The sequence below is a fragment of the Caldimonas tepidiphila genome (assembly GCF_003569765.1).
Lineage (GTDB): Bacteria > Pseudomonadota > Gammaproteobacteria > Burkholderiales > Burkholderiaceae_C > Caldimonas > Caldimonas tepidiphila.
This window is the reverse complement of record NZ_QXMG01000058.1, coordinates 13,275-34,811: the sequence shown is the minus strand read 5'-3', so window position 1 is coordinate 34,811 and position 21,537 is coordinate 13,275. Positions and strand designations below refer to the sequence as shown.

General features: G+C 73.1%; 23 protein-coding genes. 13 read left to right on the top strand and 10 right to left on the bottom strand.

Annotated elements, in window-relative coordinates:
* On the bottom strand, nucleotides 1–323 hold a 323-nt coding region (locus D3A59_RS26015; RefSeq protein WP_205665240.1), incomplete at its 3' end, for a hypothetical protein.
* A 762-nt stretch (nucleotides 324–1,085) separates the two neighbouring features.
* Nucleotides 1,086–1,742 carry a glutathione binding-like protein gene (locus D3A59_RS20855; RefSeq protein WP_119157256.1) on the bottom strand — a complete coding sequence of 219 codons (657 nt, stop codon included), beginning with the start codon at nucleotides 1,740–1,742 and terminating at the stop codon, nucleotides 1,086–1,088.
* A 169-nt stretch (nucleotides 1,743–1,911) separates the two neighbouring features.
* On the opposite strand from D3A59_RS20855, the gene D3A59_RS20850 reads away from it, so the two are divergent.
* Both D3A59_RS20850 and D3A59_RS20845 read left to right on the top strand, forming a co-directional pair.
* Nucleotides 1,912–2,241: a hypothetical protein gene (locus D3A59_RS20850; RefSeq protein ID WP_157991618.1), complete on the top strand. Its 330-nt coding sequence runs from the start codon at nucleotides 1,912–1,914 to the stop codon at nucleotides 2,239–2,241.
* Nucleotides 2,242–2,373: 132 nt separating this feature from the next.
* Nucleotides 2,374–2,607: a hypothetical protein gene (locus tag D3A59_RS20845; protein ID WP_119157254.1), complete on the top strand. Its 234-nt coding sequence runs from the start codon at nucleotides 2,374–2,376 to the stop codon at nucleotides 2,605–2,607.
* 164 nt (nucleotides 2,608–2,771) lie between these two features.
* Here D3A59_RS20845 and D3A59_RS20840 read toward each other — a convergent pair whose 3' ends face one another.
* Nucleotides 2,772–3,107 carry a hypothetical protein gene (locus tag D3A59_RS20840; RefSeq protein WP_119157253.1) on the bottom strand — a complete coding sequence of 112 codons (336 nt, stop codon included), beginning with the start codon at nucleotides 3,105–3,107 and terminating at the stop codon, nucleotides 2,772–2,774.
* 211 nt (nucleotides 3,108–3,318) lie between these two features.
* On the opposite strand from D3A59_RS20840, the gene D3A59_RS20835 reads away from it, so the two are divergent.
* On the top strand, nucleotides 3,319–4,977 hold the full coding sequence (locus D3A59_RS20835) for a hypothetical protein (RefSeq protein ID WP_119157252.1): 1,659 nt from the start codon (nucleotides 3,319–3,321) through the stop codon (nucleotides 4,975–4,977).
* 132 nt (nucleotides 4,978–5,109) lie between these two features.
* On the opposite strand, the gene D3A59_RS20830 is transcribed toward D3A59_RS20835, so the two are convergent.
* The gene (locus tag D3A59_RS20830; protein ID WP_119157251.1) at nucleotides 5,110–5,766 is read right to left on the bottom strand and encodes a GntR family transcriptional regulator; all 657 of its coding nucleotides are present in this window, start codon (nucleotides 5,764–5,766) and stop codon (nucleotides 5,110–5,112) included.
* A 143-nt stretch (nucleotides 5,767–5,909) separates the two neighbouring features.
* Here D3A59_RS20830 and D3A59_RS20825 point away from each other — a divergent pair, with 143 nt between their 5' ends.
* The 8 genes from D3A59_RS20825 to D3A59_RS20790 all read left to right on the top strand — a co-directional run bounded on the left by D3A59_RS20825 (nucleotide 5,910) and on the right by D3A59_RS20790 (nucleotide 13,137).
* Nucleotides 5,910–6,902, top strand: a complete 993-nt coding sequence (locus D3A59_RS20825; protein WP_119157250.1) for a Bug family tripartite tricarboxylate transporter substrate binding protein — start codon at nucleotides 5,910–5,912, stop codon at nucleotides 6,900–6,902.
* Nucleotides 6,903–6,909: 7 nt separating this feature from the next.
* Entirely contained in the window at nucleotides 6,910–8,613 is a 1,704-nt protein-coding gene (gene mdcA, locus D3A59_RS20820) for a malonate decarboxylase subunit alpha (protein WP_119157249.1), read from the top strand.
* 9 nt (nucleotides 8,614–8,622) lie between these two features.
* Complete coding sequence (gene mdcC / locus D3A59_RS20815) at nucleotides 8,623–8,943, top strand: malonate decarboxylase acyl carrier protein (protein ID WP_119157248.1); 321 nt, start codon at nucleotides 8,623–8,625, stop codon at nucleotides 8,941–8,943.
* Nucleotides 8,940–9,821, top strand: coding sequence for a biotin-independent malonate decarboxylase subunit beta (locus D3A59_RS20810; RefSeq protein WP_119157247.1), 882 nt, complete (start codon nucleotides 8,940–8,942; stop codon nucleotides 9,819–9,821). Before mdcC ends, D3A59_RS20810 begins: the two co-directional genes overlap by 4 nt.
* Nucleotides 9,821–10,519 carry a biotin-independent malonate decarboxylase subunit gamma gene (gene mdcE / locus D3A59_RS20805; protein WP_119157246.1) on the top strand — a complete coding sequence of 233 codons (699 nt, stop codon included), beginning with the start codon at nucleotides 9,821–9,823 and terminating at the stop codon, nucleotides 10,517–10,519. Before D3A59_RS20810 ends, mdcE begins: the two co-directional genes overlap by 1 nt.
* A gap of 73 nt (nucleotides 10,520–10,592) precedes the next feature.
* Nucleotides 10,593–11,321 carry a malonate decarboxylase holo-[acyl-carrier-protein] synthase gene (gene mdcG / locus D3A59_RS20800; protein ID WP_119157245.1) on the top strand — a complete coding sequence of 243 codons (729 nt, stop codon included), beginning with the start codon at nucleotides 10,593–10,595 and terminating at the stop codon, nucleotides 11,319–11,321.
* Between the two features lie 8 nt (nucleotides 11,322–11,329).
* Nucleotides 11,330–12,220, top strand: coding sequence for a triphosphoribosyl-dephospho-CoA synthase MdcB (gene mdcB, locus D3A59_RS20795; RefSeq protein WP_119157244.1), 891 nt, complete (start codon nucleotides 11,330–11,332; stop codon nucleotides 12,218–12,220).
* Entirely contained in the window at nucleotides 12,217–13,137 is a 921-nt protein-coding gene (locus D3A59_RS20790) for an acyltransferase domain-containing protein (RefSeq protein WP_119157243.1), read from the top strand. Before mdcB ends, D3A59_RS20790 begins: the two co-directional genes overlap by 4 nt.
* Before the next feature lie 55 nt (nucleotides 13,138–13,192).
* Here the strand turns inward: D3A59_RS20790 and D3A59_RS25545 are convergent, their stop codons facing one another.
* Nucleotides 13,193–13,336: a hypothetical protein gene (locus tag D3A59_RS25545; RefSeq protein ID WP_157991617.1), complete on the bottom strand. Its 144-nt coding sequence runs from the start codon at nucleotides 13,334–13,336 to the stop codon at nucleotides 13,193–13,195.
* Nucleotides 13,337–13,782: 446 nt separating this feature from the next.
* On the opposite strand from D3A59_RS25545, the gene D3A59_RS20785 reads away from it, so the two are divergent.
* The gene (locus tag D3A59_RS20785; RefSeq protein ID WP_119157242.1) at nucleotides 13,783–14,139 is read left to right on the top strand and encodes a hypothetical protein; all 357 of its coding nucleotides are present in this window, start codon (nucleotides 13,783–13,785) and stop codon (nucleotides 14,137–14,139) included.
* A 48-nt stretch (nucleotides 14,140–14,187) separates the two neighbouring features.
* On the opposite strand, the gene D3A59_RS20780 is transcribed toward D3A59_RS20785, so the two are convergent.
* From D3A59_RS20780 to D3A59_RS20760, 5 genes are read right to left on the bottom strand one after another with little or no spacing between them, the layout of a single operon-like run.
* Nucleotides 14,188–15,315 carry an NAD(P)/FAD-dependent oxidoreductase gene (locus D3A59_RS20780; protein ID WP_119157241.1) on the bottom strand — a complete coding sequence of 376 codons (1,128 nt, stop codon included), beginning with the start codon at nucleotides 15,313–15,315 and terminating at the stop codon, nucleotides 14,188–14,190.
* 5 nt (nucleotides 15,316–15,320) lie between these two features.
* Entirely contained in the window at nucleotides 15,321–16,841 is a 1,521-nt protein-coding gene (locus D3A59_RS20775) for an amidase (protein WP_119157240.1), read from the bottom strand.
* A gap of 29 nt (nucleotides 16,842–16,870) precedes the next feature.
* Nucleotides 16,871–18,028 (bottom strand): DSD1 family PLP-dependent enzyme, encoded by a 1,158-nt coding sequence (locus D3A59_RS20770; RefSeq protein WP_119157239.1) that lies wholly within the window; start codon nucleotides 18,026–18,028, stop codon nucleotides 16,871–16,873.
* Between the two features lie 2 nt (nucleotides 18,029–18,030).
* Nucleotides 18,031–19,014 carry a Bug family tripartite tricarboxylate transporter substrate binding protein gene (locus D3A59_RS20765; protein WP_119157238.1) on the bottom strand — a complete coding sequence of 328 codons (984 nt, stop codon included), beginning with the start codon at nucleotides 19,012–19,014 and terminating at the stop codon, nucleotides 18,031–18,033.
* 33 nt (nucleotides 19,015–19,047) lie between these two features.
* Complete coding sequence (locus tag D3A59_RS20760) at nucleotides 19,048–20,442, bottom strand: D-serine ammonia-lyase (RefSeq protein ID WP_119157237.1); 1,395 nt, start codon at nucleotides 20,440–20,442, stop codon at nucleotides 19,048–19,050.
* A gap of 97 nt (nucleotides 20,443–20,539) precedes the next feature.
* Between D3A59_RS20760 and D3A59_RS20755 the strand changes: the two genes are divergently transcribed.
* Nucleotides 20,540–21,505 (top strand): LysR substrate-binding domain-containing protein, encoded by a 966-nt coding sequence (locus D3A59_RS20755; RefSeq protein WP_119157236.1) that lies wholly within the window; start codon nucleotides 20,540–20,542, stop codon nucleotides 21,503–21,505.
* The last annotated feature ends 32 nt before the right edge of the window (nucleotides 21,506–21,537 follow it).

Genomic DNA, 21,537 nt, shown 5'->3' with positions numbered 1-21,537 from the left:
GGCGCTGTCAAGCCACGCCCCGCCCGGCGCCCTCGCTGCCATTTGTGCAACAAAGCCCGAATTATTGCATTGGTCGATGCAATGTCGATAACTTTTCTGTGTGGATTATACGGGTCTGGCTTATGCTTGTAGTTCACAAGCATAAATGTTGAAAATTGGATTCTAATTTTGTTCAATATTATTTTTGATAGATCTTGCAATTCGTTGCTAAGGCCTTTTGGTTGCATTTCTGGGTGATGCATTGCCAAATTTATTTTTTCTAACATCGATTCAAAGAGGAAGCCTACTTCGTTGTTGCTGATGTGGTCAGTGGTGCTCTGCATGGGAGTTATGTAATGCGGCTTGAAGAAATTAACATTAGAAATTTGATGGCTGTTTTTATTTTAAGATTAACGAAGATGAGGCAGAAGAATTTAAATTTTGCCTAACAATAATTAGATTGGACATCGCCTGCCACGATCTGCAGTCACAAAAATTGTGAACCATTGTGAAGTGCATATTCACTGCGAGGGCACCACTCGTCCTAGTGGTAAGTGCCTGTGTTAGGCCGCCTAAATTTTTCCGGATGAGCCTCCCATCTTATGCCCCTCCGGAGGCGCTGCCGCAGGCGCGAGTCCTTAATCGGTGTGGAATCGAGTCGTGGTTTGCGAATTGCAGTCATGGGACTTGTTTATCACTCTGACGACAGGTGTCCTCTGGCGCCTATGAAAAGCGCCCTTGCGGCACGAATGTCGCCGGGTGCTGAGTTTCAATGTACTCCTGCTGTGCAGCGTCCTTGGCCTGCCTTTATAGGACAAAGCCGAATGCTTCCTGCTGCGTGTCCGTGAAATGGTGCGGACCGCCGTTCCTGAAGAACTCCGCGAGCCTCGGGAAGCTCCTTTCCCGGCTCCACGCCTGCTCTGCGGTACGTGGCGTTCCACTCGCAACCGTGTCGGGCACAGCCGTCCCGACGCCCGGGAACGGCGGCTGTCCGCTGAAGGCAGCCCTCGACGTCTCCGCACGACTCGCGCCGCCGCGAAAGCGGGCAGCCCGGAGCCGGGCGCCTGCCGCTCCCCGGCGATCAGCGAGTCAGGATCCCGCGCCCGTCACCCCGGCCGCTGGGCCGCCGAGCGGCGGACCTCGTCGGCACGGGCATAGGCGCGGGCGGTGGCGGGGCGGGCGCGGATGGCCTCGAACCAGCGCTTCACGTTCGGGAAGTCGGCGAGGTCCTGCTCGTGCATGCGGTGCGGCACGATCCAGGGATAGCAGGCGATGTCGGCGATCGAGTAGGCGTCGCCGGCGATGAATTCGCGCGACGCGAGCCGCCGGTCGAGCACGCCATACAAGCGCGCCGTCTCCTTGCGGTAGCGCTCGATCGCGTAGGGAATCTTTTCGGGCGCGGAATGGCTGAAGTGCCCGTTCTGGCCGGCCATCGGCCCGAGGCCGCCGACCTGCCAGAACACCCACGCCAGCACCTCTGCGCGCCCGCGCGGCTCCCGGGGCAGCAATTGCCCGGTCTTGTCCGCGAGGTAGCTCAGGATCGCGCCCGACTCGAACACCGCCAGTGGCTCGCCGCCGTCGGCAGGCGCCTGGTCAACGATCGCCGGGATGCGGTTGTTGGGCGAGATGCGCAGGAACTCCGGCTCGAACTGGTCGCCGCGGCCGATGTCCACCGGGAAGATCCGGTAGGGCAGGCCCGTCTCCTCCAGGAAGAGCGGGATCTTGTGGCCGTTCGGCGTGGTCCAGTAGTAGAGGTCGATCATGGGAGGCTCCTTGGGTCGGGACTGAGGACCTGCCGGGCAGGCCGCGTGCCGGCCGCTGCACTCGCGCGCCTGCCCCCTCGGATTGCGGGGGAGGCGGGGTCTCCGTCCTGCTACATCCGGTTGCAGGCGCCTATGCTCGGCTTTCCGGGGCTGCGGGAGGGAGGGGTCGATGGGTGGACGGCGAGGCCTGAGCTGGATCCTCGTGCTGGCGGGCACGCTCGGCCTGCGGCTGTTCGGCGCGCTGCGCGGCGGCAAGCGCCCGCCCGCGGTGGCGGTCTGCTCGATCTGCGGCCACTGCGGCCCGCCGCGGCGGCACCTGCCCGGCAGCGCCCGCGTGGAGCGCCTGCTGTGGCTGCCGCTGCTGCTGCCCGGCCTGCTCTACCGGCTCTGGCGCCTGAGCGGGAGCCGCCGGGTCTGCGCGGCGTGCGGCGCGGCCCACCTCGTCCCGCCGGACAGCGAACTGGGGCAGCGCCTGAGCCGGGGCCGGACCCCGCGCTGAGCCGCTCCTGCCCGGCGGCCCGGGCCGGTCGCCGCGGCGTCTGCCGTCGTTCGGCGTCTTCCCGGGCGACGCGCGCGGCGCAGGGCACGAGCATTGCATCTTGCGTGGTTCTGGCAGAACAAGGAGTCGGACATGAGCAAACTCAAACTGCTGCTTGCGGCCGCCCTCGGCTCGATCGCGACGGCGTCGTGGATGAAGAGGAAGCAGGCCGGCAGGGACTCGATGGGCGCCACCGGCGCCGGGGGGCGCATGCCCGCGGCGCACGAGCTGCCCGAGCCGGCGAGGGAGATGCACCTGCCGCAGCAGGGCGCCCTGGTGATGACGCCGCCCGACCGCAACGGCAACAACGTCTACTACGGTTCCTGAGCGGGGCCGCGCCGGTGGCAGGGCGCTGCCCTCGCAGGCGCGGCGCTCCGTGCCGGTGCGGGAAGCGCCGGGCCCGGCCCCCCGGCCGTCGCGGTCCGGGCCTTGCCGTCATGCGGCCGGCCCGGCCCCGTGGGTGGCCGGTGCGCTGCGCGGCAGGGCCCGCGTCAGGCCCGCTCGTAGCCGGGCGTCGCGAAGTTCCAGCCCCCGCCCGCGTCCAGCCGGAGCTCGTGGGTGCGGGACACGCCGCGCGAGTCGTAGCCGGTGAACACGATCTTCCCGCCGCTGTGGTCGAGGTGCGCGCGCTCGAGGACGCTGACCCAGGCCGGCTGGCCCTCGATGCGCACCGGGATGAGCGAGCCCTCCGGGCAATGGCAGTTGAAGTCGCTGAGGCCGTGTTCCAGGTGATGCGGGGCGAGCGCGGGCAGCGCCGCCGCAAGCTGCCCTTCGGGCCGCGACCGCATCGGGGCGGTCGCGGCAGAACCCGCGTGGTAGGCGTCCATCGCATGTCCTTCCGTGATTGCAGGTGCGGCTGATTATCGAGTCGGGGGTGCGGGCGGCGGAGGCGTGACCCCCCGTTTTCGAGGGTGGTGAAAGTCCCGAGGAAGAGGCGGCGGCCCGCTGGCGGCCGGCCCTTCCTGCGGGGGGCGAGCGAGGCGCGGCGCGCACGATAATCCCGCCTCCTCAACTTCCGTCCCTTTCAGGAGCAACGCCGTGGGCAAGATCGCGCAACGCATTTCGAGTCGCCAGTCCTGGGCAGGCAAGTGGGCGGACCGGGTGTCGCGCGCCTTGCGCGAGGCGCGGCGCGCGCACGAGCTGGAGGAGGGCGGCTCGGCGGATGAGCCCGACGGGTTCGAGGACCTGCTGGTCGAGCCGATCGAGGAGCTGCTGTCCCGCGAGGATCGGCGCGAGTACCGCCGCGCGGTGGAGCTGCTCGACAGCGCGCTGTCCACGCGCGGGATGAACCGGGAGGCGGACAGCTTCTTCCTGCTGCTGGAGGACTTCGCGGGCCGCATCGCCTGGGAGCAGGGCGAGGGGGAGGCGCGCCGCTTCGGCGAGTCGCAGTTCTTCGCGGTCGGCCTCGTCGTCGAGGGGACGGGCGAGGCGCCGGCCGGGGTGCTCGACGAGGCGGCGTGCGAGCGCCTGCGCTCGGCGCTCGTCGAGTCGCACCAGCTCACGGCCCGCGGGCGGGTCGTGCTGCTGCCCGTGCTGCTGCACGACGGCCGCCAGCTCGGGCTCGACGACTGGCAGGAGCGGCGCCTCGCGCAGGGCCTGCAGGACTGGGCGTCGCGCCACCCCGGCACCGCGCATCCCCCGCTCGAGGAGGCCCGGCGCATCCTCGCGCGCGCCGAGCATGACAACCGGCCCCCGCCCGGTCCGGGCAGGGACAGGGGCGGGCCGGCGCTGCACAGCCTGGCGGTGGTGGGCCTGATCGTGCCGCCCGGCGAGCCGGTGGACGGCGCGCCCGCGGCCGGGGCGGACGGCGAGCGCGCGCCGATCGGCGCGTACTTCCCGCGGCAGGAGATGGCCGACGTCCTCTACGACCTCCTGGACGCCGAGGCCGAGCTCGGCGACGTGCTGCAACTGCGGCGCGGCGTCACGCCGCCCAACCTCGCGCCCGAGGACGTGAAGGAGCTGAAGGCGCTCTACGAGGACGACATGCTCGTCGACCTCGAGGGCGACCTCGAGGAGGTGCGGGGCGAGATCGAGGCGCTGCGCCGGGAGCACCCGCAGCTCGCGCAGGCCGTCGAGAGCGGCAGCGACCTCGACGAGTACCAGCGCAAGGTGGCCGAGGCGCTCGCCCCCCTGACAGGGGGAGCGGACGGCGCGGCAGGCGGCCTGCGCCATGCGACGCAGGCCGGCCTGCTGCTGGAGGTCGTCGCCGCCACCTTCGAGAGCCACCGCCGCATCGGCTTCGAGCTCGGCGCGCAGGCGGCCGCCCGCGCGGTGGGTCGCGCCGGCTGCGAGGGGCTGCTCGCGGACGTGATCGTCGACGAGGAGGCCGAGGCGCTCGACGTGGTGCTCCTCGACGGCAGCGTGAGCGTGCACGAGGCGCTGTGGCCGCCGCACCACTCCGAGGACTACGAGGCGGCGGCCGACGCGCTCTTCGCGACGCTCGAGGGGCTGGGGATCCGCCTCGTGAACGAGGCGGAGCAGGAGGACGCACCGGCGCCGGCACGAGCCGTCGAGGAGTCTGCCCCGGCCGCGCCGACGCCCAGGCCGGCCGAGCCGCCCGCACTCCCGGCGGCGTCCCGCAGCGCGCAGGGGCAGGGCGGGGCGAAGGCATCGCGGTCGTCCCGCGAGGCCGGCGAGGCCGACGAGGCGGGCGACTCCCGGCCCTCGCGCAGCAGGCGCGGGCGCAGCCTGCACTGAGCGGCGGCCCGGCATCGCCGGGAATCATCAAGCGCGGGCTCGGCACCGACAGGGGCCGCCGTCCGCCTTCGCGGGGCGCGCGGGACGACGCTGCCGTCCACCGACCCCGCCGGTCGGCAGGGCGCGCCCGCCTCAGGCCGGCGTCGTCAGCTCCGACAGCGAGGCGAGCAGGTCGCCGAAGCGCTCGCCCTGGATCACAACGTGCGCGCGCAGCGCCGCCGCGGCGCCATCGGCGTCGCCGCCGCAGATCGCATCCACCACCGCCTGGTGTTCCGAGAACGAGCTCGCCATGCGGTGGCGCACGCGCAGCTGCAGCCGCCGGTAGGGGCGCAGGCGGCGGTGCAGCTGCTGCGCCTGCTCGAGCAGGAAGCCGTTGTGGCTGCCGGCGTAGATCGCCTCGTGGAAGCGCTCGTTGCAATAGAAGTAGCGGTCCGGGTCCGCCGCCTCGCGCGCGTCCAGGCAGTCCCGGTGCGACTGCCTCAGCGCCTCGCGCTCCGCGTCGCTCATGCGCCGCGCGGCGAGCCGCCCGCACATCGCCTCGAGCTCGCCCATCACCTCGAACATCTCGATCAGCCGCGCCGGGCCGATGCTGGTCACCACCGCGCCGCGCCGCGGCCGCATCTCGATCAGGCCCTCGGCGGCGAGCTGGATCAGCGCCTCGCGCACCGGGGTGCGCGACACGCCGAAGCGGGCGGCCAGCGCGAGCTCCTCCAGCACGCTGCCGGGCAGCAGCTCGCCGGTCGCGATCTGCTCCTCGATCGCCTCGCGCAACTGTTCTGACATCTTCATGACTGCATTCTTGCATTCCGCCTGCGCTACAGGGTATGTGCTGACTTTACTACTAGAATGCAGCAGATATCGTTATGTATACATGAGGAACTTCACTGTGTGCAGTGACTAGAGTCCGGCGCCACCATCCAGGAGACAAGGCCATGAACCACCCCGTCCGTCCGATCCGTCGTCGCGTGTTGCTGGGGGCCTGCGGGCTGCTCGCGCTCGCGCTGCAGCCCGCCGCGCAGGCGCAGGCCTGGCCCGCCAAGCCGATCACGGTGGTGGTGCCCTTCCCGGCCGGCGGCGGCACCGACGCCTTCGCGAGGCCGCTGTTCGCGCAGCTCACGAAGCAGCTCGGCGTGCAGGTCATCATCGACAACAAGGGCGGTGCCGGCGGCAACGTCGGCGCGACGATCGCGTCGAAGGCCGCCCCCGACGGCTACACCTGGTTCATGGGCGGCGTGCACCACGCCATCGCCCCGTCGATCTACCCGAAGCTCGACTACAACCTGTCGAACGACTTCACGCCGGTGGCGCTGCTCGCCAGCGTGCCGCAGGTGATCATCGTCAACCCGCAGAAGATCAAGGCCGCCAACCTGCAGGAGTTCCTGGCCTACGCGAAGGCCAACCCCGGCAACATCAACTACGGCTCCGCCGGCAACGGCACCTCGCACCACCTCGCCGGAGAGCTGTTCAACCTGCAGGCCAGGACGAAGCTGGTGCACGTGCCCTATCGCGGCGCGGGGCCGGCGCTGCAGGACGTGCTCGCGGGGCAGATCGACATGATGTTCGACGGGCTGGCCTCGTCGGCCACGCACATCAAGGGCGGCAAGGTCAAGGCGCTGGCGGTGGCCGGCGAGCAGCGCGCCAACGGCTTCCCCGACATCCCGACGGCGGCGGAGGCCGGCATGCCGGGCTACCAGGTCGCGACCTGGTACGGCCTGTGGGCGCCGAAGGGCACGCCGCAGGCGGCGATCGACCGCATGGCCGCCGAGCTGCAGAAGGCCTTTGCCAGCAACGAGATCAAGGACGCCTGGAAGGGCCTGGGCGCCTACACCCCGAACCTTTACGGCAAGCCCTTCGCCGACTTCGTCTCCAGCGAGACGCGGCGCTGGGCCGAGGTCGTGAAGGACGCCAACGTGAAGCTCGACTGAGGACGACATGGATCACGACGATGCCGGCTGGAGCCGTTCGGTGCGCAACCGCGCCGCGCGGCTGGAGCGGGCCGCGGGCCGGCTGCAGCACCGCCTGCTCGGCAAGCGGGTGCGCGCCGAGGATGCGGTGGAACTGCTGGAGGCGGTGCTCGAGCCGGGCGACCGGGTCTGCCTGGAAGGCAACAACCAGAAGCAGGCCGACTTCCTGGCGCGCGCGCTCACCGAGGTGGACCCGGCGCGCGTGCACGACCTGCACATGGTGCAGTCGGTGCTCGCGCTGCCCGAGCACCTCGACCTGTTCGAGGCCGGCATCGCGTCCAAGCTCGACTTCTCCTTCTCCGGCCCGCAGGGCGCGCGGCTGGCGAAGATGGTCGCCGCGGGCCAGGTGCGCATCGGCGCGATCCACACCTACCTCGAGCTCTTCGCGCGCTACTTCGTCGACCTGACGCCGCGCGTGTCGCTGGTGTGCGCGCAGGCCGCCGACGCCCAGGGCAACCTCTACACCGGCCCGAACACCGAGGACACGCCGGCGATCGTCGAGGCCACCGCGTTCCGCCGCGGCATCGTGATCGCGCAGGTCAACGAGTTCGTCGGCGACGGCGCGGCGCTGCCGCGCGTGGACATCCCCGGCGACTGGGTCGACTTCGTGATCCCGGCGCCGAACCCGAACTTCATCGAGCCCCTCTTCACGCGCGACCCGGCGCAGATCTCCGAGATCCAGGTGCTGATGGCGATGATGGCCATCAAGGGCATCTACGCCGAGTACGGCGTGCAGCGCCTGAACCACGGCATCGGCTTCGACACCGCGGCGATCGAGCTGCTGCTGCCGACCTACGGCGAGTCGCTGGGGCTGAAGGGCAAGATCTGCAAGCACTGGGCGCTCAACCCGCACCCGGCGCTGATCCCGGCGATCGAGGCCGGCTGGGTCGAGAGCGTGCACTCCTTCGGCTCCGAGCTCGGCATGGAGAAGTACATCCGGGCGCGTCCCGACGTGTTCTTCACCGGGCCCGACGGCAGCATGCGCAGCAACCGCGCCTTCTGCCAGGCCGCGGGCCACTACGCCTGCGACCTCTTCATCGGCTCGACGCTGCAGATCGACCTCGCCGGCCACAGCTCGACCGCGACGCTCGGGCGCATCGCCGGCTTCGGCGGCGCGCCCAACATGGGCGCCGACGCGCGCGGCCGCCGCCACTGCTCGCCGGCCTGGCTCAAGGCCGGCGAGCAGGCGATGCGGGGCCGCGGTGTGGAGGGCGGTGCGGGCGGCGGCGGCGCGATGCCGCGCGGGCGCAAGCTCGTCGTGCAGATGGTCGAGACCTTCCGCGAGCACATGCAGCCCGCCTTCGTGGAAAGGCTCGACGCCTGGCAGCTCGCCGAGCAGGCCGGCATGGAGCTGCCGCCGGTGATGATCTACGGCGAGGACGTCACGCACGTGCTGACCGAGGAGGGCATCGCCAACCTGCTGCTGTGCCGCGACGAGGAGGAGCGCGAGCAGGCGATCCGGGGCGTGGCCGGCTACACGCCGGTGGGCCTCGCGCGCGACCGGCGCATGGTCGAGAACCTGCGCGACCGCGGCGTGATCCGCCGCGCCGCCGACCTCGGCATCGACTCGCGCGACGCGACGCGCAGCCTGCTCGCGGCGCGCTCGATGCGCGATCTGGTGCGTGCCTCGGGCGGCCTCTACGACCCGCCGCGGCGCTTCCGCAACTGGTGAGGACAAGCAATGGAGAAGCTCAGCTTCCGGTTCGCCGGGCAGCACGCGGTGGGGCCCTTCGCCCCGGTGCTGGTCGGCGTGGTGGGGTCCGGCAACCTCGAGGTGCTGCTCGAGCCCGACCCGGGCGCCGGCGGCTGCCGCGTCGAGGTCAGCACCTCCGCGCGCGGCTTCGGCACGATCTGGGAGGCGGTGCTGCGCGACTTCCAGCAGCGCCACGATTTCGCCGACGTGGCGGTCTCGATCAACGACATGGGCGCGACGCCCGCGGTGGTGAGCCTGCGGCTCGACCAGGCCGCGACGCAGCTCGCGCACCGGGGAGGACAGCCATGAGGCGCAGCTATGCGGAGGCGAACGCGCGCGAGCGCGTGCGCCACCTGCTCGACGAGGGCTCCTTCCGCGAGATCCTCGGCCCGGCCGAGCGCGTGACGAGCCCGCACCTGGCGCAGCTCGACCTGCCCGCGGCCTTCGACGACGGCGTCGTGATCGGCAGCGGCACGCTCGGCGGCGCGCCGGTGCTGCTGGCCGCGCAGGAGGGCGAGTTCATGGGCGGCGGCGTCGGCGAGGTGCACGGCGCCAAGCTCGTCGGGCTGCTGCAGCGCGCGCTCGACGAGCGGCCGGCCGCGGTGCTGCTGCTGGCCGAGTCCGGCGGCGTGCGCCTGCACGAGGCCAACGCCGGGCTGATCGCGGTGTCGGAGGTGATGCGCGCGCTGCTCGCGGCGCGCGAGGCCGGCATCCCGGTGCAGGTGCTGATCGGCGGCGCCAACGGCTGCTTCGGCGGCATGGGGCTCGTCGCGCGCTGCGCCGACCGCGTCGTGATGAGCGAGGTGGGGCGCTTGGCGATGTCGGGCCCCGAGGTGATCGAGTCGGCGCACGGCGTCGAGGAGTTCGACTCCAAGGACCGCGGGCGCGTGTGGCGCACCACCGGCGGCAAGCACCGTTTCCTCACCGGCGACTGCGACGCGCTGGTCGAGGACGACATCGGCGCCTTCCGCGACGCGGCGATCGCCGGCCTCGGCGCGCGGCGCCCGCTCGGCCTGGAGGAGCTGGAGGCCGAGCACGCGCTGCTCGCCGCGCGCATCGAGCGCTTCGGCGACTGCCGCGACGCGCTCGAGGTCTGGGCGCGGCTGGGCGTGCCGGAGCCGGCGCGGGTGCCCGATCTCGATGCCGGCGCGCTGTGCGCGCTGGACCTGGCAGGAGGAGGCCGCTGATGGACTGGCAGACGCTCTTGAAGGAGCTGTTCGGCGGCGCGCACGAGGTGCGGCAGGACGGCGACTTGCTGCGCGGCAGCGCGCGGCTCGACGACCGCACGCTGGCCGTGGTCGGCACCACCGGCCATGCGGCGATCGGCATCGAGCTGGCACTGGCGCAGGCGCGCGCGGTGCTCGCGACGGTGCGCGAGCACCCGGGCCGGCCGATCCTGCTGCTCGTCGACACGCAGGGCCAGCGACTGCGCCACCGCGACGAGCTGCTCGGCATCAACCGCTACATGGCGCACCTCGGCTGCTGCATCGAGCTCGCGCGCCGGCGCGGCCACCGCGTCATCGGCCTCGTCTACGACCAGGCGCTGTCGGGCGGCTTCCTGACCTCGGGGCTGATGGCGGACGCCTGCCACGCGCTGCCCGAGGCCGAGATCCGCGTGATGCGGCTGCCGGCGATGGCGCGCGTCACCAAGCTCGACGAGGCGCGGCTCGCCGCGCTGGCGCAGGACAACCCGGTGTTCGCGCCGGGCGTGGCGAACTACGTCGCGATGGGCGGCGTGAGTTCGCTGTGGAGCGGGGACCTGCAGGCGCGGCTGCGTGCCGCGCTCGACGAGGCGCCGGACGCCGACGTGCGCGCCGTCGACGGCGCGGCGCGCGGTGGCCGCCGGCTCGCGGCGCAGGTGATCGAGCGCGTGCGGCGGGCATGAGCGCGTCGCCGGGCCGCCCCAAGACGCGCGAAGTCCCTCCCGGAGGGACCGCGCACAGCGCGAGGGTGCACCCATGAGCGCGTCGCCGGGGCCTGCCGTGATGCACGACGGGGCCGCCCCTGGCGCGATGCCCGCGCCGCGGCGCAACCGGCTGGTCTGGCTCGCCGATGCCGCCTGGGCGCGGCTCGCCGCGCAGGACGGGCAGGACGAGACCGGGCGCGCCGTGCTCGGCCACTGGCGCGCGCAGCGGCTGCCGCTGGTGGTGGCGCGGCCCAGCCTGCAGCTGCCGGCCGGCCGCGTCGCGCTCGGCCTGCCGGCGCCCGAGCGCTGGCAGCGCCGGCGCCTGTCGCTGCAGGCCGGCCTCGACGAGATCGAGCGGCAGGGGCGCTTCCCGTCCCTGGCCGACGTGGTCCGCGCACAAGGCTGGGACGGCGAGGCCGCCGCCCTTGCCGACGCGCTGGCCGCGCTCGGCGCCGACGCGCGCGTCTACGGCTCGCTCGGCTGGGAGCTGCTCAGCGGCGAGCGCTACCTGCGCGCCGCGTCCGACATCGACCTGAGCGTCGAGGTGCGCGACTTCGCGCATGCGCGCGCGGTGCTCGCTCTGCTGGAGCCGGCGCGCCTGCCGCGCCGCCTCGACGGCGAGCTGGTGCTGGCCGACGGCAGCGCGCTGGCCTGGCGCGAGCTGGGCCAGCTGCTCGCCGGGCGCGCCTCGCAGGTGCTGCTCAAGCGCGCCGACGGCGTCGCGCTCGCCGGGCTCGACGAACTGCGCCGCAGCGCCGACGCTGCGGCGGCCGCCGCCTGAGGACGCCGATGCGCCGCGCCGGGTGCCCCAGCGCCGCCGAGCAGCGGCTTGGCGCCGCCGCGGTGCGCGCGCTGTACGTCGAGCTGACGCTCGAGCCCAAGCCGGGCCTGGTGAGCCTGCGCGACACCGGCAGCCATGCGGACATGGACGCCGCCACCTTCGTGCGCAGCCTGTTCGCGCTGCGCCACTATTTCCCGCGTATCGCGCAGGCCGGCGCCCGCGGCGCGCCGTTCGCCGCGCTGCGCGCGCTCGGCGTCGAGGCCGAGGCACGCATGCTGTCGGCGACCGGCGGCGTCAACACCCACCGCGGCGCGGTGTTCCTGCTCGGGCTGCTGTGCGCCGCCGGCGGGCGGCTGCTCGCACAGCGCCGCGCGCTCGACGCCGGCTCGGTGCGCGAGTCGATGCGCCAGGGCTGGGGGCGCGAGCTCGCCGCCCATGCGGCAGGGCTGAACTCGGCGCCGCCACGCTCAAACGGCCAGCGCGCGGCGCGCGCGCACGGGCTGCGCAGCGCCTGCGACGAGGCCGCCGCGGGCTTCCCGACGCTCTTCGACGTGACGCTGCCGGCGCTGCAGGCTGCGCGCCGCTCGGGCCTGCCCGAGCGCCAGGCGCGCGTGCAGGCGCTGTTCGAGACCATCGCGGCGCTCGACGACACCAACCTCGTGCACCGCGGCGGCATCGACGGACTGCGCTTCGCGCAGCGCTCGGCGGCGGACTTCGTCGCCGGCGGCGGCGTGCGTCGGCCGGACTGGCTCGAGCGCGGCCGCGCGCTGCACGCGGAATTCGTCGCGCGCCGCCTGTCGCCCGGCGGCGCCGCCGACCTGCTCGGCGCGGCCTGCTGGCTGGAGGCGGTGACGGCCCCCGTGCCAGCCGCGCTGCCGCAAGCCGAGCTCGTCCCGTGAGCTACGCGGTGCTGTTTCCCGGGCAGGGCAGCCAGCATGCGCAGATGCTGCCCTGGCTCGATGCCGCCCCCGAGGCGGCGCCGCTGCTGCAGGCGATGGCCGCGCAGCTCGGCGCGGACTGGCGCACGCGGCTCGACGACGAGGCCTGGCGCAGCCGCAACGAGGTCGCGCAGCCGCTCGTCACCGGCACCTCGCTCGCGGCCTGGGCGGCGCTGGCGCCGCTGCTGCCGCAGCCGCCCGCGATCGTCGCCGGCTACAGCGTCGGCGAGCTCGCCGCCTTCGCCTGCGCCGGCCTGATCGAGCCCGCGCAGGCGCTGGAGCTGGCGGGGCGGCGTGCCGCGCTGATGGACCGGGCCGTCGAGGGCCTGGACACCGGGCTGCTGTCGGTGGCGGGCCCCCCGGGCGAGCGGCTGGAGCGGATCGTCGCGGAGTGCGGCCTCGAATGCGCGCTGCGCATCGCCGCCGACCACCGCATCTGGGCCGGCACCGCGGCAGCGCTCGACGCCGCGCAGGCGCGCCTCGCCGAGGCGGGCTTCGACTGCAGGCGGCTGCCGATCCGCGTCGCCTCGCATTCCTCGTGGATGCGCCCGGCTGCGCAGGGCTTGCGCGAGCTGCTGGCCGCCCTCCCGTTCGCGCGTGCGCGCTGCCCGGTGGCGGTGAACGCGGGCGGTGCGGGCCTGCGCGACGCCTCGGCCCTGAAGGCCGCGCTCAGCACGCAGATCGACCACCCGGTGGACTGGGCCGGCTGCATGGAAACCGTCGCGCAGCGGCGCGTGCGCTGCGTCGTCGAGGTCGGGGCCGGCACCGCGCTGGTGCGGATGTGGACCCGCCGGCATCCCGAGATCCCGGCGCGCTCGCTGGAGGACTTCCGCGGCCCCGAGGCGTTCGCCGAGTGGGTGCGGCGGCAGGCAGCGTGAGGCGGGAGTCCTGCCGTGAGGGGCGGGCGGAACCCGGCGGACGCGGCGCGCGCTGTCAATATCCGCGGTCGCGCGCCCGCGACAGCAGCGAGCGGAACCTGTCGGACTGGTCGCCGAAGGCCTTCGTGAAGGCATATCCGAGCCAGACGCGCAGTACGACCAGAAACACCAGGCCGAGGAAGATCAACCAGGAATCCATGTGAGCTCCTTGCTGGAAGTGGTGGAGCACAGATTAAGGGTAAACCCTAGTTTCCGGGCTGTTTCATCGATTGATGGATGTGATGTCCGGTATTCGGGAGGCGCCCCATCGATTCACGGGGGGCGAGCATCCGGAGTGCAAAGGACCGGCCGGGAGGCGGAATTGCCCCGGGATCGTGCAAGGGGATATTGCAATGGGGATGCCCCGCTGCGGGGACGGGGGAGAAAGCCTTCCTGCAGGAGTGCCGGCAGGCAGAGGCGTTTCAGGGCTTTATTTCCCTGTCTTGGCGTAAGGGGGCTCGGGGGAGCGGCACGCGGCGCAGGCCGGGGAGAGGGCCCCGGCAGGGATATCGGCACCGGTTTGAGGCAGAATGCGCGAATTCCGTGCAGGAAGGACGGCCCCGAAGGGCCCGGATATTGCATCCTTCCTGCCAAAGAGAATTTCCGATGGTGAAAATTCACAAAGCTGTCTTCGGCATTCCCCTTCCCGCATCGAGGAAGAACGATCCTGACTTCCAGCGCCCGCTCGAGATCGAGGAGGCGCTGCGCCGCGGTGCGCCGGGCTTTCTGCGCCACGGCGCGCCGGACGATCTGCTCGCCCCCGGCGCCTTCGGCGTCGCGAGCGAGGTGCTCGGGGGCGATGGCGACTGCCTGGACCTGCGCGGCCTGCGGGTCACGCCGACGCTCCCTGAGCTGGAGGCCTTCGACGCGCTGTGGCAGCAGCTCGGGCACGAGATGCGGCAGCTCGTCGGCAGCTTCGGGCTGCCGCGGCTGTTCGTGATGACGGCCCCGCTGGGCTCCTGAGTCTCCGCCGCGCGCGGCACGGGAGCCTGCCCGCGCCCCGTGCGGGGATCAGCGCAGGCGTTGCGGGGACAGCGCCCGTGCCTGCACACCCTCTGCGCGCAGGCCTTCGGGCAGCGCCTCGCCGAGCAGCAGGCTGCGCGCGAGCGCCGCGGCGCCGGGGGCGCTCTGGATGCCGTAGCCGCCCTGGGCCGCGAGCCAGAAGAAGCCCTCGCAGGCCGCGTCCGGGCCGATCACCATGTCGCCGTCGGCCACGAAGGAGCGCAGGCCCGCCCAGGTGCTGTGCGGGCGCCGGATCGTCATCGTCGTCGCCTCCTCGATGCGGTGGATGCCGAGCGCCACGTCCAGCTCCTCCGGCACCACGTCGTGCGGCGGCACCGGGTCGGCGTTGGCCGGCGAGCCGAGCAGCCGGCCCGCGTCGGGCTTGAAGTAGTAGCTCTCGTCGATGCCGACCACCGCCGGCCAGCGGCTCGCGTCCACGCCCTCGGGCGGCGAGAAGATGAAGGCGCTGCGCCGCCGCGGCTCCAGCCCCACCGCCCGGGCTCCTGCCATCGCCGCGAGCACGTCGGCCCAGGCGCCTGCGGCGTTGACGACCGTGCGCGCCTGCACCGCCGTGCCGTCGGCCAGGCGCACGGTCCAGAGCCCGCCGCTGCGCGACAGGCCGGCGACCTCGGCGCCGGTGCGCAGCGTGCCGCCCTGCCGGCGCATCCCGCGCAGGTAGCCCTGGTGCAGCGCGTGCACGTCGATGTCGCTCGCGCCGTCCTCCACCAGGCCCGCGGTAGTGGCCTCGGGGCGCAGGCAGGGCACGGCCGCGAGCATCTCGTCGCGGCCGACGCGGCGGATGTCGCGCGAGCGCTCCGACAGCTCGCGCCAGGCCGACTCGAGCAGGTCGTCCTGGCCGGGGCCGGCGACGTGCAGCACGCCGCGCGGGCTCAGGATCGGCTCGTCGCCGAAGTCGGCGGGCGGCCGCTCGAGGAAGGCGCGGCTCGCGCGCGTCAGCGCGCGGATCGCCGGTGTGCCGTAGCTCTCCATGTAGAGCGCGGCCGAGCGGCCGGTGGTGTGGTAGCCGGGCTGGCTCTCGCGCTCGAGCAGCAGCACCGAGGCGCGTGCCGACAGCTCCCAGGCGACCGAGGCCCCGGCGATGCCGGCGCCGATCACGGCGAAGTCGTGGATGTCCATGGCGTTCAGACGGCGGAAGCGGTGCCGGCGCTGCTGCGCGCGTCGAGCACGGGCGGGGCGGTGACGATCGAGCCGAGGGCCGGCTCCGCGGGGCGCAGCCGGCGCACGTCCGGCACCGGGCGGCGCAGCGCCTCGGACGCGGCGAAGGCCTGCTCCATCGCGTGGGCGACGCCGAGCGTGTGGCGGTCGGCGCGGAAGCGGCCGACGACCTGCAGCCCGAAGGGCATGCCGGCGCGGTCGGTGCCGCAGGGCAGCGCGAGCGCCGGGTGCGTGGTCAGCGTCGTGACGTAGGTCAGCGACAGCCAGCGGTAGTAGTTCTCCTGGGCCTCGCCGTTGATCGTCGCGGCATGCGGCAGGGTCCACGGGAAGGGCGAGACCGGCGTGGTCGGCGCGAGGATCACGTCCACGTCGCGGAAGGCGGCCTGGAAGCGCGCGAGGAGGCGCGTCTGCTCGGCCTGCGCCCAGGCGCTGTCGAGCAGGCGCATCGCCGCGCCCATCTCGTAGTTGGCGCGCGGGTTGGGGCCGAGGCTCGCCGGGTCGCGCTCGTAGGCGGCCTGCATGCCGGCGACGAAGGCCTCGGCGCGCAGCACGTCGAAGCAGCGGTGCACCTCGCCGAGATCGACGTCGAGCGGCTCGCAGCTGCGGAACAGGTGGCGCATCGCGCCGATCTTGTCGCGGAACACGGCGCGGATGCCCTCGTCGACCGCGCAGGCGCCGAAGTCCTCGGTGTAGCCGACGCGCAAAGTCCCGAGGTCCACCTCCTGCGGGTGCAGGAAGGACAGCGGGTCGAGCTCGTGGGTGAGCGGATCGGAGGCCGACAGCCCGGCGGTGGCGGCGAGCTGCAGGCAGGCGTCGGCCACCGTGCGGCCCATCGGGCCGACCACCGAGATCGGCGTCCACCCGAGCGGCTTGCGCGAGCTCGGCACCACGCCGGGCGAGGGGCGGAAGCCCACCACGCCGCACTTCGCCGCCGGGATGCGCAGCGAGCCGCCAGTGTCCGAGCCGGTGCACACCGGCAGCATGTCGAGCGCCAGCGCCGCGGCCGAGCCGCCGGAGGAGCCGCCGGCGTTCAGGTTCGGGTCGAAGGGGTTGCCGGTGGCGCCCCAGACCGGGTTGCGCGTGTTGGCACCCGCGCCCATCTCGGGCACGTTGGTCTTGGCCGCGACGATCGCCCCGGCGGCGCGCAGCCGCGCCACCAGCACGTTGTCGGCGGCCGGCACATTGGCGCGGTAGATCGGCGAGCCGTAGGTGGTGAGCAGCCCGGCGGTCTCCTCGAGGTCCTTCACGCCCAGCGGCAGGCCGTGCAGCAGGCCGAGCGGCCCGCCCGCCATCACCGCCTGCTCGGCGGCGCGCGCCTCGGCGCGGGCGCGCTCGAAACAGGTGGCGGTGACGGCGTTGACAAGGGGGTTCACCGCCTCGATGCGGGCGATGCAGGCCTCGAGCAGCTCGACCGGCGAGAGCTGCCGGGCGCCGATGCGGCGGCGCATCTCGGTGGCGGAAAGGGCGACGATGTCTTGGTGTTGCATGGGTGGGAAGTCTCGGTACAGGGGAGGGCTCAGCGGGCGAGGCCGCGCGCCGCGACGGGCCAGACGCATTCGACGGTGTCGCCGCGCCAGCCCACGATCTCGTCGTGCAGGTTGAAGGTCGGGTCGCAGTGGCCGGGCACCAGCCGCAGCACGCTGCCGAGCGGCGGCAGCGGCGCACCGCCCTCGGCGCCGACGAGGCCGTGCTCGTCGTTGGCCTGCAGGTAGCGCAGCGCGCCGCCCGGGGGCCAGACCGCCGGCAGGCCCGAGTCGAGCGCGAGCGACTTGAGCCCGGCGTCGACCACCGCGTGCGTGCCGGCGGCGGTGCTCATCACCGCGGTGGCGACGAACAGCGCGTGCTCGAAGCGCAGCGCCTCGCCGCGCTCGTTGTCGGCGTAGTCGCGGTCCATGAAGGCGTAGGAGCCGGGCTGGACCTCGGTGTAGACGCCGCTCTCGAGGTCGAACTCGACGCTGCCGGTGCCGCCGCCGGTCACGGTGGCGCAGCGCACGCCGGCGCGCTCCAGCGCCGCGACGACGCGGCCGGCGCGCTCGGCCGCGGCGAGCGCCTGCGCGCGCCGCTGCGCGCAGCCGCGCAGGTGCTGCAGCCCGCCGTGGTAGGCCTGCAGGCCGAGGAAGTCCAGCCCCGCGTGCGGGGCGATGCGCTCGATCAGCCGCAGCGCCGCGTCCGCGTCGGCGACGCCGCAGCGCCCCTGCCCGATGTCGATCTCGACCAGCACGCCGAGCGTGCTGCCGGCGGCGTCCGCAGCGGCCGAAAGTGCGTCGACCTGCGCCGCGTCGTCGACGCAGACGGCGATGCGCGCATGCCGCGCCCACTGCGCGAGCCAGGCCGCCTTCGCGGGCGAGGCGAGCTGGTTGCTGACGAGGATGTCTCCGATGCCGGCCTGCAGGAAGGGCAGCGCCTCGCTCGCCTTCTGGCAGCAGATGCCGACGGCGCCGCGCGCGAGCTGCGCCCGCGCCACGTCGGGGCACTTGTGCGCCTTCGCGTGCGGCCGCAGCCGCACGCCGGACGCCTCGGCCGCGGCCTGCATGCGATCGAGGTTGCGCTCGAAGGCGTCGAGGTCGAGCAGCAGCGCGGGGGTGTCGACCGCGGCGAGCGGCTGGCCGGGCCGCGCGGCGGGCGGCGGCGGCGCGAACGCCGCGGAGGACACTGCGGAGGACGGCGCGGGCATGCTCATTCCGGGCGGATGTTGGCGCGCAGCGCGGTGGCCCGCATCAGCGGCAGCTCCTTCTCGATCTGCGCCTCGACCGCGGCGCCGTTGCGATAGCCCGGCTCGAAGCCGACCGAGACGAGCTTCTCGCGCACCTCGGGCATCGCGACCACCTCGGCCAGCGCCTTCTCGAGCTTCGCCTTGACCGCCGGCGGCAGCCCGCGCGGCGCGGCGATCGTCAGCCAGGTGTCGGCGTCGAGCGCGTACCCGCTCTCGGCAAAGGTCGGCACGTCGGGCAGCAGGGCAGATCGCTTCGCGGTCGTCACCGCGATGGCCTTGACCTTGCCGGCCTTGAGCTGCGGGATCGCGGCCGAGACGGTGTCGACCGAGAACGGGATCTGCCCGCCGATCAGGTCGGTCATCGCCGGCGCGCTGCCCTTGTAGGGGACGTGCACGAGCTGCGTTCCGGTGGCCCGCTGCATGAGCTCGCCTGTGAACTGCGCGGTGGTGCCGCTGCCGAAGGAGGCGTAGGCGTACTTGCCCGGCGCCGACTTGGCGAGCGCGACGAACTCCTTCGGGTTGCTGGCGGGCACGTCCTTGTGCGCGAGCAGGATCAGGCCGGTGCGGCCCGCGATCCCGATCTGCTCGAAGCTCTTGAGCGGGTCGTAGGGCAGCTTCGGGTGGATGGCCGGGTTGACGGTGAAGGTGGTGCCCGAGCTGATCAGCAGCGTGTAGCCGTCCGGCGGCGCCTTCGCGACGTAGCCCGCGCCGATGACGGTGCCGGCACCGGCGCGGTTCTCCGACACGACCGGCTGGCCGAGCTTCGCGGAGAGCGAGCTCGCCAGCAGCCGCCCGAGCACGTCGGTGGCGCCGCCCGGCGGGAAGGGGATGACGAGCTGGATCGGCTTGGACGGGTAGGCGTCGTCGGCGCGGGCGCTGCCCAGCGGCACGACCGTGGCGGCGGCGACGGCGAGGACGGCGAAGGCGAGTCGGGAGGTCGTTTTCATGGCGGGGCTCGGGTCGGTGGGGAAGGGGAGGGCTCAGGGGCGGGGAGAGGCGGCGGCCGCGCCGCGCGCGAGGAAGCGTGCGTACTCCTCGTCGGGCACGAACAGGCCGCCGGTGGTCCAGGCGATGTGGGTGGCTCCGGGCATGCGCTCCTGCAGCCCGTGGCGCGCCAGGTAGTCGCGGCCGGCGGGCGTGCCCAGCAGCATCGCGGGACCCGACAGCCCGGCGGCGGCCGAGGGCTCGATGCGCAGCTCCTCGGTCGAGGCGGCGAGGTGCAGGTGGCGGAACAGCGTCTCGTCCTCGACGGTGTAGACGCCGGCGAGCAGCGGGCGCACCAGCGCCGCGGCGAGCTCCGAGGCGCGCGGCACCGCGAGGCCGTCGGCCTCGGTGCGGTTGTCCAGGCCCAGCTCGTAGACCGAGGGGTTGGCACCGAGCTGCTCGTGGCCGGGCGTGCCGGCGAGCATCTGCGCGAGGAAGCAGGGCGAGCGCGTCGGCTCGGCGAAGAAGCAGTGCACGTGCGGCCCGTAGATCTGCGCCAGCCCGAAGGCGATGCCGCCCGGCGCGCCGCCCACGCCGCAGGGCAGGTGCACGAACAGCGGGTGCCCCGCGTCGACGCGGCGGCCGAGCGCCTGCAGCTGCCGCGCCAAGCGCGGCGCGGCCGACGCGTAGCCGAGGAACAGCGACAGCGAGCGCTCGTCGTCCACGAAGTGGCAGAGCGGGTCCGCCGCCGCCTCCCGGCGGCCGGCCGCGACCGCCTCGGCGTAGTCGCCCGCGTGCTCGACGACCTCGACGCCGCGCCGGCGCAGGCGCTCCTTCTTCCATTCCTTCGCGTCGGCCGACATGTGCACCACCGCGCGGAAGCCGAGCGCCGAGGCCGCCACGCCGATCGCGAGGCCGAGGTTGCCGGTGGAGCCGACCGCCACCTGGTGGCGCGCGAACAGCGCCCGGGCCGCCGGCGACGCGAGCCCGCGGTAGTCGCCGCCGGGGGCGAGCAGGCCGTGGCGCAGCGCCAGCGCCTCGGCATGCTCGAGCACCTCGTGGATGCCGCCGCGCGCCTTGACGGAGCCGGCGACCGGCAGCGCGTGGTCGGCCTTGACCAGCAGCGCGCCGGCCTCCTCCGGCAGCCCGAGCGCCTGCTGCAGTCGCGGGACCGGCAGCAGCCCGGACTCGATCACGCCGCAATGCGGCTCGAGCTCGGGAAACAGGCCCGCCAGCAGCGGCGCGAAGCGGTCCCAGCGCGCGAGGGTGGCCTCGATATCAGCCATGCTAATGCCAGGCGCACCCGCCGCGATGCCGGGACGCGGCTCGGCGCCGGCCGTCCACAGCACCGGCCTGCCGGCCTTCAAGCCTGCCAGGTCGAAAGGCAGGGGAATCGGGGTTTTCCCGATGGAGTTGGATTCAGGGACAGCGGAGGCGGATGAAGCGGACATGGCGTGTGGGAGAAGGGGCTTGACGCAATGGTGCGATCCGGCTGCCGTCGTGCAAGGCATTTATACTGGCACGAGGATTAGCTTTACTAATGAATAAATGGACGCGCGCCTGAATCCTTCGCTGCTTGCATGGTTGCGGTGCTTCGAGGCCGCGGCGCGGTGCATGAGCTTCACGAAGGCCGCCTCGGAGCTGTGCATCACGCAGGGCGCGGTGAGCCAGCAGGTCAAGCAGCTGGAGGAGTGGCTGCAGCGCCCGCTGTTCCTGCGCAGCCCGCGCGCGCTGGTGCTGACGCCGGAGGGACAGTGGCTCGCGTCCGTGGTGCGGGAGTCCTTCCAGGCGATCGAGGGCACGCTCGCGCAGCTGCGCGTCCGGCCTATGGAGGGTCCGCTGGCGCTCAGCTGCGCGCCGTCCTTCGCGATGGGCTGGCTGACGCCGCGGCTCGGCGACTTCTTCCGCCGGCATCCGGAGGTGGAGTTGCGCGTGATCGGCGAATTCCACGCGCTGGACCGCGCCCGCATGGCGCGCGACGAGCTGGGTGCCGCGGTGCGCTACGACCTCGGCGACTACCACGACCTGCAGGCCTCGGAGTTCCTCGACGAGTGGCTGCTGCCGGTGGCGAGCCCGGCCTTCATGGCGGCGCACCCGGGGCTGCGCGCGCCGTCGGAGCTGCGCGCGCCGATGCTGCTGCACGACGACAACGCCTGGGACGGAGCGGGTCCCCACGAGGAATGGGCGCACTGGCTGCGGCATGCGGGCGTGGCGCTCGCGAACCTGGAGCAGGGCCACCACTTCAACCTGTCGCAGCTCGCCGTCGGCGCGGCGCTGGCCGGGCAGGGCATCGCGATCGGCCGCGCCGCGCTGGTGCTGGACGAGCTCGCGGCGGGGCGCCTGGTGGCGCCCTTCGGCCTGCCGGTGCGCTCCCGCGCCGCCTACCACTTCGTGTCGCCGATGCAGCCCGGGCCGCAGGTCGAGCGGGTGCGGGCCTGGCTCGAGGCGCAGGGCGCGCACTTCCGCGTGCGGCGCGACGAGCTGCTGGGCCGCTACCGGGCCGGCGCGCGCTGAGATCGACCGGTATCGGGTGCGGTGCCGGTGCC